The organism is Thioclava sp. F1Mire-8 (genome assembly GCF_002213165.1).
In the GTDB taxonomy this organism is placed as follows: Bacteria; Pseudomonadota; Alphaproteobacteria; order Rhodobacterales; family Rhodobacteraceae; genus Thioclava; species Thioclava nitratireducens.
Map to the genome: position 1 here is coordinate 53,982 of NZ_NBNY01000006.1, position 12,687 is coordinate 66,668.

At 63.0% G+C, this 12,687-nt stretch carries 10 protein-coding genes and 1 pseudogene; 4 read left to right on the forward strand and 7 right to left on the reverse strand.

Annotated features, from left to right (window positions below; translation table 11 throughout):
- Nucleotides 1-74 precede the first annotated feature (74 nt).
- Entirely contained in the window at nucleotides 75-1,301 is a 1,227-nt protein-coding gene (locus tag B6V75_RS17350) for an FAD-dependent monooxygenase (protein WP_240496996.1), read from the forward strand.
- Nucleotides 1,302-1,311: 10 nt separating this feature from the next.
- Here B6V75_RS17350 and B6V75_RS17355 read toward each other — a convergent pair whose 3' ends face one another.
- From B6V75_RS17355 to B6V75_RS17375, 5 genes are all read right to left on the reverse strand, one after another.
- Nucleotides 1,312-1,524 (reverse strand): Trm112 family protein, encoded by a 213-nt coding sequence (locus B6V75_RS17355; RefSeq protein ID WP_075776835.1) that lies wholly within the window; start codon nucleotides 1,522-1,524, stop codon nucleotides 1,312-1,314.
- Nucleotides 1,521-2,159, reverse strand: coding sequence for an LON peptidase substrate-binding domain-containing protein (locus B6V75_RS17360; protein WP_075776834.1), 639 nt, complete (start codon nucleotides 2,157-2,159; stop codon nucleotides 1,521-1,523). The genes B6V75_RS17355 and B6V75_RS17360 overlap by 4 nt, the downstream gene beginning before the upstream one ends.
- Before the next feature lie 27 nt (nucleotides 2,160-2,186).
- Nucleotides 2,187-3,104, reverse strand: a complete 918-nt coding sequence (locus tag B6V75_RS17365) for a co-chaperone YbbN (protein ID WP_088720521.1) — start codon at nucleotides 3,102-3,104, stop codon at nucleotides 2,187-2,189.
- 96 nt (nucleotides 3,105-3,200) lie between these two features.
- Entirely contained in the window at nucleotides 3,201-3,989 is a 789-nt protein-coding gene (locus tag B6V75_RS17370; RefSeq protein WP_088720561.1) for an exodeoxyribonuclease III, read from the reverse strand.
- A 127-nt stretch (nucleotides 3,990-4,116) separates the two neighbouring features.
- On the reverse strand, nucleotides 4,117-5,553 hold the full coding sequence (locus tag B6V75_RS17375; RefSeq protein ID WP_075776832.1) for an aldehyde dehydrogenase family protein: 1,437 nt from the start codon (nucleotides 5,551-5,553) through the stop codon (nucleotides 4,117-4,119).
- 179 nt (nucleotides 5,554-5,732) lie between these two features.
- On the opposite strand from B6V75_RS17375, the gene B6V75_RS17380 reads away from it, so the two are divergent.
- Nucleotides 5,733-6,386: a peroxiredoxin gene (locus tag B6V75_RS17380; protein WP_088720522.1), complete on the forward strand. Its 654-nt coding sequence runs from the start codon at nucleotides 5,733-5,735 to the stop codon at nucleotides 6,384-6,386.
- A 137-nt stretch (nucleotides 6,387-6,523) separates the two neighbouring features.
- Here B6V75_RS17380 and pnp read toward each other — a convergent pair whose 3' ends face one another.
- A complete protein-coding gene (gene pnp / locus B6V75_RS17385) occupies nucleotides 6,524-8,668 on the reverse strand; it encodes a polyribonucleotide nucleotidyltransferase (protein WP_075776830.1) in 2,145 nt (714 codons plus the stop codon).
- A gap of 125 nt (nucleotides 8,669-8,793) precedes the next feature.
- Between pnp and B6V75_RS17390 the strand changes: the two genes are divergently transcribed.
- Nucleotides 8,794-9,615, forward strand: a complete 822-nt coding sequence (locus B6V75_RS17390) for an NYN domain-containing protein (RefSeq protein ID WP_240496997.1) — start codon at nucleotides 8,794-8,796, stop codon at nucleotides 9,613-9,615.
- 114 nt (nucleotides 9,616-9,729) lie between these two features.
- Nucleotides 9,730-10,962, forward strand: a complete 1,233-nt coding sequence (locus B6V75_RS17395) for a sodium:proton antiporter (protein ID WP_088720523.1) — start codon at nucleotides 9,730-9,732, stop codon at nucleotides 10,960-10,962.
- 52 nt (nucleotides 10,963-11,014) lie between these two features.
- On the opposite strand, the pseudogene putP reads toward B6V75_RS17395, so the two are convergent.
- Nucleotides 11,015-12,460: pseudogene (putP, locus tag B6V75_RS18890) on the reverse strand (sodium/proline symporter PutP).
- Nucleotides 12,461-12,687 lie beyond the last annotated feature (227 nt).

The following is a 12,687-nucleotide window of genomic DNA, read 5'->3' on the forward strand; positions in this document are numbered from 1 at the left end:
CCTTCGTTCTTTCCGCCACGCTAGCGACAGTCCCGCGCATGGACAATCCCGCTTCCAGCGCCATAGTAAGCGCCATGAAACACGATTCAGACGTCATCATCGCAGGCGGCGGGCTCAACGGCCCCGCCTTGGCGCTTGCATTGGCCTCCGCCGGCCTTTCCGTGACCCTCGTCGATGCGGCGCCGGCTCGCCAGCGCGCGACCGACACGTTCGACGGACGCGCCTATGCGCTGGCGATCGCGTCGCAAAAACTGCTGCGCGCGATCGGCGTCTGGGACGGGCTTGCCGATCAGGCGCAACCGATGATGGAGGTGAAAGCCGCCGACGGTCACGCAGGCGAAGGGGCGGCGCCCTTCTTCCTGCATTTCGACGCGCGCGAGCTGGATCAGGCACCGGTCGGGTACATGCTGGAGGATCGCTACCTCTATCGCGCGTTCCTCGATGCGATGGAGGCGAGCGACAAGATCACGCTACTGCATGAGACGCAGGTCACGGGACAGCAGGTCGTGCCCGGCGGGGTCGAGGTGAGCCTGTCCACCGGCAAGACCCTGACCGTGAAACTGCTGATCGGCGCGGACGGTCGCCGGTCGGGCGTGGCCGAACGCGCCGGGATCACCCGTGAGGGTTGGGGCTATGGTCAGACCGCGCTGGTCGCGGCGGTCGAGCACGAGAAGCCCCATAACGGCATCGCGCATCAGTTCTTCATGCCGACCGGACCGCTCGCGATCCTGCCGCTGAAAGGCAATCGGTCCTCCATCGTCTGGAGCGAGACCGAAGAAAACGCAAAGACCATTTCGGCGCTGGATGACGAGGATTTCCTCGCTGTGCTGCGCCCGCGTTTCGGGGATTTCCTCGGCGAGATCAAACTGGCCGGGCCACGGTTCTCCTACCCGCTGAATCTGACGCTTGCGAAAGCCTATGTAGCGCCGCGCGTGGCGCTGGTGGGCGATGCGGCGCATGGGGTGCATCCGATCGCGGGACAGGGCCTGAATCTCGGGTTGCGCGACGTGGCGGCACTGGCGGAGATCGTCGTGGAAGCAATGCGCCGGGGTGAGGATATCGGGGCCGAGGACGTGCTGGAGCGTTATCAGGGTTGGCGACGCTTCGACTCGACGTCGCTCGCACTCGGCATGGATACCGTGAACAAGCTGTTCTCGAACGACAATCCGCTACTGAAGGCGGGGCGCGATCTGGGAATGGGTCTGGTGCAGGCAATCCCGGGGCTGCGGCGCGGGTTCATGCAGCAAGCGGCGGGGCTTTCGGGCCCCCTGCCCCGCCTGTTGCAGGGCCGCGCACTGTAAGCACCGCGCCTTATTCGTCGATCCGGCGCGCTTCGTCTTCCAAGAGGATCGGAATGCCCCCCCGGATCGGGAAGGCCAGCTTCGCGGGCTGAGAAATCAGCTCCTGTTTCTCGGCATCGTATTTTAGCACCGCATGGGTCAGCGGGCAGACGAGCGCCTCCAGCATGTGCCGGTCGAATAGCGGTTTCTCCGCAGCCGGTGCGCTCTCGGTCTCTTCGCTCATTGCAACCGCTCCTCTCCGCCGCCATGCAGCGCATATTCGATCAGGGTCACCAGGGTTTCGCGCCGGGTGGCCAGACAGGGCGCCTCCAGCAGTGCCTGCTTGTCCTCGGGCTCCAGCGGCAAAAGCATCCCGAGCGAGTTGATCAGCAACTCGTCATCGGCATCCTTCAGCGTTTGCCAATCAGTATCCAGCCCTTGGGCGTGGAAAAACTTGGACAACAGGTCGAGAAAATCGTCTCGATCGAAGCCGTTGTCATGCTCCGCCGGGCCCAGATCGCGCTCGAACCCGGCCCAGCTGACCTCGGCGCGGATATAGGGCGTGAAGCCTTCGACCTCCTGCAGGATGCGATAGCGCGAGATCCCCGACAGCGTGATCATGTAGCGTCCGTCCTCGGTCTCGGAAAACCCAGTCAGACGGCCCGCGCAGCCAATCGTGTTGAGGTGGTTCTGCCCCTCCGGCCCCTTGATCGGCTGGATCATCCCGATCAGTCGAGACTTGGTCTTCATGCAATCTTCGATCATCTGCAGATAGCGCGGCTCGAAGATGTGCAGCGGAAGCCGCGCCCGGGGCAGCAGCAGCGCACCGGGCAGCGGAAAAAGCGGAAGGATTTCGGGCAAGTCGCCTTTCTTCATCATGCCGATGAAACTAGCGCGCCCATGCCCTCAGGCAAATATCATCGACGACAGACGACGGCGACCTTTTGCGACGATCGGATCGTTCGGCTTGAGCGCGTCGAAAATGGTGAAAAGCTGCGTCTTCGCGGCCTCGTTGTCCCATTCGCGATCCCGCCGGAACAACTCGAGAAGTTGATCCACGGCCTCTTCGGCGTTCCCGGCCGCGTAGAGCGCCTGAGCATAGTCGAAGCGGGCCTGATGATCGTTCGGATCTGCCTCGACCTTGGATTTCAGATCGTCGAGCGGACCGGCCGATTGCGCCTGTTTCGCCAGATCGAGCTGCGCGCGCGCTGCCTCTACCGGGGCACTGTCGGCGAGCTTCGGCGGCACCGCAGCCAAGGCTGCACCTGCCGCATCCAGTTGATCGAGCGCGATGCGTGCGCGGATCAGGCCGCCATGCGCCTCCGCCAGCTCGCCATCTTCTTCGAGGATCGCCGCGAAGGTTTCCGCCGCATCTTCTGCCGCGCCTTCGGCCAGCATGGCTTCCGCCGCCGCGACCGCATCGCCCAGACCGTTTCCGGCCTCACCGCCGGAGGCTTCGATCAGCTTGGCCACGAAGCTTTTGATCTCGGAGGGGGGCAGCGCGCCCTGGAACCCGTCGATTGGCTGGCCCTGCCAGAAAGCGTAGACGGTGGGGATCGACTGCACGCGCATCTGGCCCGCGATCATCTGGTTTTCGTCGACATTGACCTTGGCCATCACGACCGCGCCCTTCGCGGCTTCGACCTCGGCTTCAAGTGCCGGGCCGAGCTGCTTGCACGGGCCGCACCACGGCGCCCAGAAATCCACGATGACCGGCACGGTCTGCGATTTCTCGACTACCTCGGCCATGAAGTTGGCTTCGGTCACGTCCGTGACGTATTCGCTCTTGCTTGCGGCCTTGGCGCCGCCACCCAGTTCCAGCATGTCCGTCTCCCGAAATTGCGGAGGATTTGCTTTCCTATATGGCCTCGGAAGGGCCGAACGCAAACCCGTTTGACCGCGGCGCGCTGCCGCAAGCGATTACAGATCGAAAGCCGCGAAAACCGGCGCATGATCGGAGGGCTTCTCCCAGCCCCGCGCGGCACGCAGCACCCGGCTGCCATGCGCCGCGTTCGAGATGTCCGGCGTCGCCCAGATGTGATCGAGCCTGCGGCCCTTGTCGGCGGCATCCCAGTCGCGCGCCCGGTAGGACCACCACGAATAGAGAAGCCCCTCGGGAATGTCCTGCCGGGTGATGTCCACCCATTTGCCCGCCTCCATCGCGTCATGCAGATGCTCGACTTCGATCGGGGTGTGGCTGACGATCTTCAGCAGCTGCTTGTGGCTCCAGACGTCATCCTCGCGCGGGGCGATGTTCAGATCGCCGACGAGGATCGACTTCTTCGGCCCTTCCGCTTTGAAGTGATCGCGCATCTGGGTGAGGTAATCCAGCTTTTGGCCGAACTTCTCGTTCACTTCGCGATCCGGCACGTCGCCGCCTGCGGGGACATAGAAGTTGTGGATGGTGACGCCATTCTCGAGCGTACCCGCGACATGGCGTGCATGGCCGAGATCGGCAAAATCATGGGCGCTGTTCTCTTCCATCGGAATTTTCGAGAAGATCGCGACGCCGTTATAGCCCTTCTGGCCGCGCGCGATCATGTGCGTGTAGCCCAGTTCCTTGAAACCCTCGACCGGGATCTTCTCGACCGGGCTCTTGCATTCCTGAAGGCAGAGCACGTCGGGCGCCTCTTCCTCCATCAGCTTGCGCACCAGCCCCTCGCGCAGCCGCACCGAGTTGATGTTCCAGGTCGCCAGCGTGAAGCTCATCTCATTCTCCCGTTCCAAAAGCCGCGCGATCATGTCGAAGGGCGGCCGCTTGCGCAACCGCCCCTGTTCTTCTCAATAAAAATATCGGCAGGTTAATTGGCCGATAGGGCAAGAGGGGCAGCGCCCCTTATTCCGCCCAGCCGGAGATCGACTTCACGTCGCAGAATTCCTCGATGCCCCAACGGCCACCCTCGCGCGCCCGGCCCGAGGAACCGACGCCGCCGAACGGTGCCCCCGCCCCGCGGTCCTGACCGTTCATCTCGACCATGCCCGAGCGCAACTGACGCGCCAGCCGGTTGCGTCGCGCGCCGTCGCCCGATTGCAGGTAATTGGTCAGACCATAAGGCGTGGCGTTGGCCACCTCAATCGCCTGCTCCTCGCTGTCGAAGGGCATGATCGACAGGACTGGGCCGAAGATTTCCTCGTTCATGATCGTCATCGAGGGATCGCAGTCGGCGAAGACCGTCGGACGGACATAGAAGCCGCGATTGAGATGTTCGGGCCGTCCGGGACCGCCCGCGACGAGTTTCGCGCCTTCCGCGATGCCTGTCTCGATCAGGCCCTGGATCTTGTCGAACTGCGCCTTGTTGATGACCGGACCGATATGCTTGCCCTCCTCGCGAGGGCTGGCGACCTGCGTGGCTTCGGCGGTCTGCCGCGCGACCTCGACCGCGCGGTCATAGGCCGAACGCTCGACCAGCATCCGCGTCGGCGCGTTACAGCTTTGCCCCGAATTCTGGAAGCAATGCTTCACACCGCGCGCCACCGCATCCTCGTCCGCATCGGCGAAGATCAGGTTGGCGCCCTTGCCGCCAAGCTCCAGCGTCACGCGCTTGAGCGTATCGGCCGCCGCCTTCGAGATCGCGCGCCCGGCACGGGTCGAGCCGGTAAAGGAAATCATCTCGACATCCGGATGGGTCGAGAGCTGCGTGCCGACGCCCGCGCCGTCGCCATTCACGAGGTTGAACACGCCCTTGGGCAGCCCCGCCGCATCAAGGATTTCCGCGAAGATCAGCGAAGACAGCGGCGCTTCCTCGGACGGCTTCAACACCATCGTGCAGCCCGCGAGGATCGCCGGGATCACCTTGAGCGTCACCTGATTCATCGGCCAGTTCCACGGCGTGATCAGCCCGACGACACCCACCGGCTCATAGGCGATCATCGCGCCCGGCGTGCCGTCGCCCAAAGGATGCACCCACTCGAACGCCTTCGCCGCGTCGATGAAATTCTTGATGTGATAGGCGCCCGCGCCCCACTGGTTCTTGCGCGCGAGATCGATCGGCGCGCCCATCTCGAGGCTGATCGCCTGCGCCATGTCCTCGGCGCGCTCGGCATAGACTTTGGCGATCCGCTCGACCGCCGCGATCCGCTCTGCCGGGTCGGCCGCTTTCCAACCGGGCAGCGCCGCCTTCGCTGCCGCGACTGCCGCGTCCGTGTCGGCCTGATCGCCCAGCGAGATTACTGCACAGGGATCTTCGGTCGATGGATCAATCACCTCGTAGTCCTGCGCAGCCTTGGGTGCCACCCATTCCCCGTCGATGTAGAAATTCCGCTTCTCGATCATTTCAGCCTCCCGCACACAGATATTGCGCAAGAGCGTTTCACCACTCTCGGCCCTGCGCAAGGCCTGACGATAGGTCGCAGACCCCAAGTTTGAAAAGATTCCAAACTGTCTGGAATGGACCCCGGCGAGGACTTATATCCCGCAAAGACGTAATTTTACGCAAACACAGGAGGTTTTTCATGGGCCTGCGTATCAACGACACCGCTCCCGATTTCACCGCCGACTCGACCGCTGGCGAGATCAAATTCCACGACTGGATCGGCGACGGTTACGCCATCCTGTTCTCGCACCCGAAAGACTTCACCCCGGTTTGCACCACCGAATTCGGCGCTGTGGCGCAGCTCGCCCCCGAATTCGAGAAGCGCGACACCAAGGTCATGGGCGTCTCGGTCGACAGCGTCGAAGAGCACGTGAAGTGGAAATCGGATATCGAGCAAGTCGCCGGCGCGCCCGCGAATTTCCCGATCATCGACGACACCTCGCTGGCCGTGTCGAAAGCCTATGACATGCTGCCCGCCGACGCCTACCTGCCCGACGGCCGCACCCCGGCGGACTCGGCGACCGTGCGCACCGTCTTCATCATCGGACCCGACAAGAAGGTCCGTCTGACCATGTCCTACCCGATGTCGGTCGGCCGCAACTTCGCCGAGATCATCCGCGCCCTCGATGCCGTTCAGGCTACCGACGGCAAGCCCTTCGCGACCCCCGCGAACTGGGTCCCGGGCCAGGACGTGATCGTCGCCCTCTCAGTGTCGACCGAGGAAGCGAAAGAGAAATTCGGCGAAGTCGACGTCAAGCTGCCCTATCTGCGCACTGTGAAAGCGCAGGGCTGAGAGCAGTCTCGTCCGATTGCGGAAAAGCCCCGGCAACGCCCGGGGCTTTTTCATTTCCGCCCGACCCAGAAGGACCAAAAGCAAAAGGCCCCGGATCGCTCCGGGGCCTTTCTAAATCGTCTAGCGGATCAAACCGATCAATCGGCTTTCTCTTCACGCTTTTCCGGCGCGATCTCTTCGCCGGTTTCCTGATCGACCATCTTCATGCCAAGGCGTACCTTGCCGCGATCGTCGAAGCCCAGAAGTTTTACCTTCACTTCCTGACCTTCCTTGAGCAGATCGCTCGGGTGGTTCAGGCGCTTGTTGGCGATCTGGGAGACGTGGACGAGACCGTCACGCTTGCCGAAGAAGTTCACGAAGGCGCCGAAATCGACGAGCTTCACGACCTTGCCGGTGTAGATCTGGCCTTCTTCAGGCTCAGCCACGATAGCGTGGATCATGTCATGCGCTTTCTTGATGGCCTCGGCATTGGCCGAAGCGATCTTGATCACGCCGTCGTCGTTGATGTCGACCTTGGCACCCGAGACTTCCACGATCTCGCGGATGACCTTGCCGCCCGAACCGATCACTTCGCGGATCTTGTCGGTGGGAACGGTCATCGTCTCGATGCGCGGAGCATGGGCGGAGAATTCCGAACGGCCCGCGGAGAGCGCCTTGTTCATTTCGCCAAGGATGTGCATGCGGCCAGCGCGTGCCTGCTCCAGAGCTTTCTCCATGATCTCGGCGGTGATGCCGGCGACCTTGATGTCCATCTGCAGCGAGGTGATGCCTTCCTCGGTACCCGCGACCTTGAAGTCCATGTCGCCGAGGTGATCCTCGTCGCCAAGGATGTCGGTCAGAACGGCCCAGGAGCCATCCTCTTCCAGCACCAGACCCATCGCGACACCCGCCACGGCCGACTTCAGCGGAACGCCCGCGTCCATCATTGCCAGCGAGCCACCGCAGACCGACGCCATCGAGGACGAGCCGTTCGACTCGGTGATCTCGGAGACGAGGCGGATCGTGTAGGGGAAGTCGGTCGCAGCCGGGAGAACCGCCTGAAGCGCGCGCCATGCGAGCTTGCCGTGACCGATCTCACGACGGCCGGGCGAACCGACGCGGCCCACTTCGCCGACCGAGTAGGGCGGGAAGTTGTAGTGCAGCAGGAAGTTCGAGCGCGAATTGCCGTGCAGCGCGTCGATGATCTGCTCGTCGTCGCCGGTGCCCAGCGTGGTCACGACCAGCGCCTGCGTCTCGCCGCGGGTGAACAGCGCCGAGCCGTGGGTACGCGGCAGCAGACCGGTTTCCGCCACGATCGGGCGAACCTCGTCCAGCGCACGACCGTCGATGCGGCGACCGTTCTTCACGACGTCACCACGCAGAACAGCCGATTCCAGCTTCTTCATCGCGGTGCCGAGGGTCGGATCTTCGAGCTGCTCTTCGGTGAGCTGCGACTTGATCTCTTCCTTGGCGGCGTTGACGGCGGCCACGCGCTCCTGCTTGTCGGAGATCGCATATGCAGCACGCATCTTCTCTTCGCCCAGAGCTTTGACGGTCTCGAGCATCGCCGAGTAGTCGGGCGCCTGGAAGTCGAAGGGCTCTTTCGCGGCGGCTTCAGCGAGGTCGATGATCAGGTCGATCACCGGCTGCATCGCGTCATGGCCGAACTTGACCGCGCCCAGCATCTCCGCTTCGGACAGCTCGTAAGCTTCCGATTCCACCATCATCACGGCGTCCTTGGTGCCCGCGACGACGAGGTCCAGACGCTGCTCGGGGTTCTCCCGCAGCTTCTGCATGTCGTCGACTTCGGGGTTCAGGATGTATTCGCCATCGGCGAAACCGACGCGCGCAGCGGCGATCGGGCCCATGAACGGAACGCCCGAGATCGTCAGCGCAGCCGACGCGGCGATCATCGCGACGATGTCGGGCTCGTTGACGAGGTCGTGCGAGAGAACGGTGCACATCACGAGCACTTCGTTCTTGAAGCCTTCCGCGAAGAGCGGACGGCACGGACGGTCGATCAGGCGCGCGGTGAGCGTCTCTTTTTCGGACGGACGGGCCTCGCGCTTGAAGAAGCCGCCCGGCACTTTACCGGCGGCATAGTATTTCTCTTGGTAGTGAACCGTGAGCGGGAAGAAATCCTGACCCGGCTTCGGTTCCTTGGCGAAGGTCACGTTGGCCATGACGGAGGTTTCGCCCAGCGTGGCGATAACCGAGCCGTCAGCCTGACGTGCGACCTTGCCGGTCTCCAGCGTGAGCTCTTCTTCGCCCCACTGGATCGATTTTTTAACGGTGTTGAACATTCAGCGTATCCTTCTGGGAGCTCTCACAGGCGTATCCCGTGTCTCCCGATTTGCATGGCGGCCCCATTGCCGCCGCCCCCTTATCCTCTTGCACGCGCCCGGGGGCTCGAGGCGTCACGTCTCAGATGGGCCTGCCAATACAGGAAATGAAGGGGTTTGGGAAGCAAAGAGTCCTTGGGGAAGGAAACGGCCCGCGCCCAATTCTGGCCAGATTGGCGCGCCATCCTCAGCCCGTAGTTATTAAGATTGAACATTGTGAGACCATGAGCAAACCCACAGCCCTTTTCATCGACGGCGAGAACATCTCCGCCTGCCACGCGCCGAAGATCCTATCCTTCGCACCCGGTGCGTTCATCCGGCGCGCCTATGGCGATATCGCGCAGATCAAGAACTGGGGAGACGTGCCGTCGATCCGGCTCATACATTCGGGCACCGGCAAGAACGCGTCCGACCTGCTGCTTGCCCTCGACGCGCTGGAGATCGCTTTCGAAGGTTTGGCCGAACGTGTCGTGATCGCAAGTTCTGATGGAGACTTCACGCATCTCGCGACCCGCCTTCGCGAGAAGGGTTTTGAAGTCATCGGCATCGGCGAAAAGAAGGCGCCCGCGGGGTTTCGGAAAAGCTGCTCCGTGTTTCACGAAATCGGCCTACCGAAGAGCAAGCCGAAGGAGGTGGCCCCGCCCGAAAGCAAAATCGGCCAACTCGACCACAAGATCCGACAGGTCATCGCGCAGAACAGCAAGGAAGGCCGGGGAATGAAGATCAAGGACCTCGCGTGCGAGATGAAGAAGTCTCACGATGTGCTGATAAGCGAAACGCCGGAAAAGCGCTGGCGCCCCTATCTTGCCGGGCGTCCGCATCTTTACGACCTCGACCCCAAGGGCCCGGAGGCGTTCGTCCGCTACCGCGCGAAGGGCTTCGCACAGCTTGTCATCGCCGCCCAATAGAGTCCCCGCCCCGCGATCTCGGGATCAATGCGGCGCCCCTCTGCAGGGCTTGCGCCGCTTGCCCTGAGGTGCTCTGGGCTACCTTAAACGGACAATCACGCCGAGAGCCGCCCCATGACCGTTCTGCAATTCGCCGCCGCCCTCATCGTGCTCGCTGGGTTGTTCGGCGTCATCAATCACTTCGTTTTGCGCCTGCCGCCGACGATCGGGATTCTGATCGTCGCTCTGATGACCTCGATCGGACTGATGATCGTCGATCGCATTTTCGGGCTGAACCTCGCGCAGCAGGTACAAGATTACGTCAAGAGCATCGACTTCTCGAAAGCGCTGCTCGACGGGATGCTGGGGCTGATGCTCTTCGCGGGGGCGCTGCATGTGAAGCTGTCGGACCTGCGGGCGGTCTGGCCGACGGTTCTGGTGATGGCGACGATCGGCGTCGTGCTGTCGACCCTCGTGGTGGGCTTCGGTTTTCACTGGCTGACCGGCGCGCCGATCATGGTCGCGCTGACCTTCGGGGCACTGATTTCGCCGACTGATCCCGTCGCCGTGCTCGGCGTACTGCGCTCGGCCAATCTGCGCCGCACGCTCGAGACCGTGATCTCGGGCGAGAGCCTGTTCAACGACGGCGTCGGCTACACGGTCTTCCTGATCCTCTCTGGCCTCGCCTTCACCAGCGGCCACTCCGAAGCCTCAAGCCTGTCCGGGGCGGGCACCCTGTTCTTCCGCGAAGCGGTGGGCGGCGCGGCGCTCGGCCTCGCGATGGGCTGGGGGCTGTTTCGCGTGATGCGCCTCATCGACGACCCCTCGTTGGAAGTACTGTTGACGCTTGGCCTCGCGTTCGGTGGCTATGAGCTGGCGCTGTTCCTGCATGTCTCCGGCCCGATCGCCGCGGTCTGCGCCGGGCTTCTGATCGGAGATGTCGGGGCGCGGTTCGGCATGTCCGAGGAGACCCGCAAGTACGTCGACGCTTTCTGGATGCTGGTGGACGAGATACTCAACGCCGTGCTTTTCCTGTTGATTGGGGTGGAGATTTTCGCGATCCGGTTCGACGCGGATATCCTGACGACGTCGGTCGCCTCGATCGGCCTAGCGCTGGTCGGCCGGCTGGTCGCGGTGGTGGTGCCGATCCTCGCGCTGCGCCCGTTCCGCAACTTCGGCCCCGGCGTGACCCGCGTGATGACATGGGGCGGGCTGAAAGGCGGCATCTCGGTCGCCCTCGCGCTGTCCCTGCCGGACTCGCAGTGGACGGATGAAATCCTCTCGGCCACCTACGTGATCGTCGTCTTCTCGATCGTGGTGCAAGGGCTGAGCGTCGGCTGGCTCGCGAGACGCGCTGCGAAGGAGTAACGCAAAAGGCCCGCCACATTGGACGGGCCTTTCACATCTCAAGTCGCGAGGATCATTCGATCGGGCGGAACTCGCCCCGATCTTCGCTTGCGAGGCTCACCACGATGATGGCGATGAAGGCCGCGATGAAGCCCGGGATGATCTCGTAGAGGAACGAACCCCAGCCCAGCGAAATCCAGACGATCACGGTCAGTGCGCCGACGACGAGGCCAGCCACGCCGCCGAGACCCGTCATCCGTTTCCAGGTCAGCGACAGGATGATCAGCGGACCGAAGGCGGCACCGAACCCGGCCCAAGCATTCGAGACGAGGCCAAGCACTTTGCTGTCCGGGTTCGAGGCGATGATGATCGCCGCGATCCCCACGGCCAGCACCGCGAGACGACCGACATTCACCAAGGCACGGTCCGAGGCCTCCTTGTTGAAGACGATCTTGTAGAAGTCTTCGGTCAGCGACGAGGACGACACCAGAAGCTGGCTCGACACGGTCGACATGATCGCCGCCAGAAGCGCGGCATACAGGAAGCCCGTCACCAGCGGATGGAAGAGCAGGTTCGACAGGATGATGAAGATCGTCTCCGGATCCTGCACGTCGAGCCCGTTACGCTGCGCATAGGCGCGGCCGAAGATCCCGACCGAGATCGCGCCGATCAGCGAGATCGCCATCCAGCCCATGCCGATATTCCGCGCTTTCGGCACATCGGCGACCGAGCGCACGGCCATGAAGCGCACGATGATGTGCGGCTAGCCGAAATAGCCCAGCCCCCAGGCGACGGCCGAGAGCCAGCCCGCGAAGGTCAGCCCGTTCGTCATCGACAGGAAGTTCGGGTCGATATCGCTCAGCCGGCTCGCAGCCGCGTCCACGCCGTCGCCCTGACCGGTCGTGAGGATCACGATCGGCATGATGACGAGCGCGAGCATCATGATGCAGCCCTGCACGAAGTCGGTGAGCGACACGGCGAGGAAGCCGCCGATCACCGTGTAGACCAGCACGACACCAAGCGTGAGGATGACCCCAGTCATGTAGCTGCCACCGAAGGCGCTGGCAAAAAGCTTGCCGCCGCCGACGAGACCCGAGGCGGTGTAGACCGCGAAGAAGACCACGATGATCACCGCCGAAACCATCCGCAGCAATGTCGCGTGGCTCGGAAAGCGATTGGCGAGGAAGCCCGGGATCGTCAGCGCGTTGTCATAACGCTCGGTCTGCTCGCGCAGGCGCGGCGCCACGACGATCCAGTTCACGAACGCACCGACGAAAAGACCGATCCCGATCCAGCTTTGCGTCAGGCCCGACACGAAGAGCGCGCCCGGCAGACCCAGAAGCAGCCAGCCCGACATGTCCGATGCGCCTGCCGAGAGAGCTGCAACCGCGGGGGGCAGGTTGCGCCCGCCCAGCATGTATTCCTCGGAACTCGACGTGGACTTGCGCCACGCGTAGACCCCAATGGCCAGCATCAGCACGAAATACAGTGCCAAGCTGATCCAGACTCCGATCTGCATTTTGTATCCTCCCTGTTACCGCATCTGCAAACTAGGGCAGATGCGCGCGTTTTCCCGTTTGGAGCGGACGATACAGGAGGACAAGAAGTCGAACCGACCAAAGTTTTTTCATTGGAAGGCCATTCGCCCAAAAATCTCGCCAATCATGGGAACAGAGCCCAATCATGTCATTTCAGGCAATTCACACGGAATTACGCAAATGAAAACGCCCGCGCGGTATGCGCGGG

Excerpts from the sequence above, each read along its gene's own strand:
- B6V75_RS17375 (WP_075776832.1), bottom strand. The coding sequence starts at position 5,553 with ATGATCGAGAAGCGGAATTTCTACATCGACGGGGAATGGGTGGCACCC.
- B6V75_RS17395 (WP_088720523.1), top strand. The coding sequence starts at position 9,730 with ATGACCGTTCTGCAATTCGCCGCCGCCCTCATCGTGCTCGCTGGGTTG.
- B6V75_RS17360 (WP_075776834.1), bottom strand. The coding sequence starts at position 2,159 with ATGATGAAGAAAGGCGACTTGCCCGAAATCCTTCCGCTTTTTCCGCTG.
- B6V75_RS17350 (WP_240496996.1), top strand. The coding sequence starts at position 75 with ATGAAACACGATTCAGACGTCATCATCGCAGGCGGCGGGCTCAACGGC.
- B6V75_RS17380 (WP_088720522.1), top strand. The coding sequence starts at position 5,733 with ATGGGCCTGCGTATCAACGACACCGCTCCCGATTTCACCGCCGACTCG.
- B6V75_RS17370 (WP_088720561.1), bottom strand. The coding sequence starts at position 3,989 with ATGAGCTTCACGCTGGCGACCTGGAACATCAACTCGGTGCGGCTGCGC.
- B6V75_RS17390 (WP_240496997.1), top strand. The coding sequence starts at position 8,794 with ATGGGCCTGCCAATACAGGAAATGAAGGGGTTTGGGAAGCAAAGAGTC.
- B6V75_RS17355 (WP_075776835.1), bottom strand. The coding sequence starts at position 1,524 with ATGAGCGAAGAGACCGAGAGCGCACCGGCTGCGGAGAAACCGCTATTC.
- pnp (WP_075776830.1), bottom strand. The coding sequence starts at position 8,668 with ATGTTCAACACCGTTAAAAAATCGATCCAGTGGGGCGAAGAAGAGCTC.
- B6V75_RS17365 (WP_088720521.1), bottom strand. The coding sequence starts at position 3,104 with ATGCTGGAACTGGGTGGCGGCGCCAAGGCCGCAAGCAAGAGCGAATAC.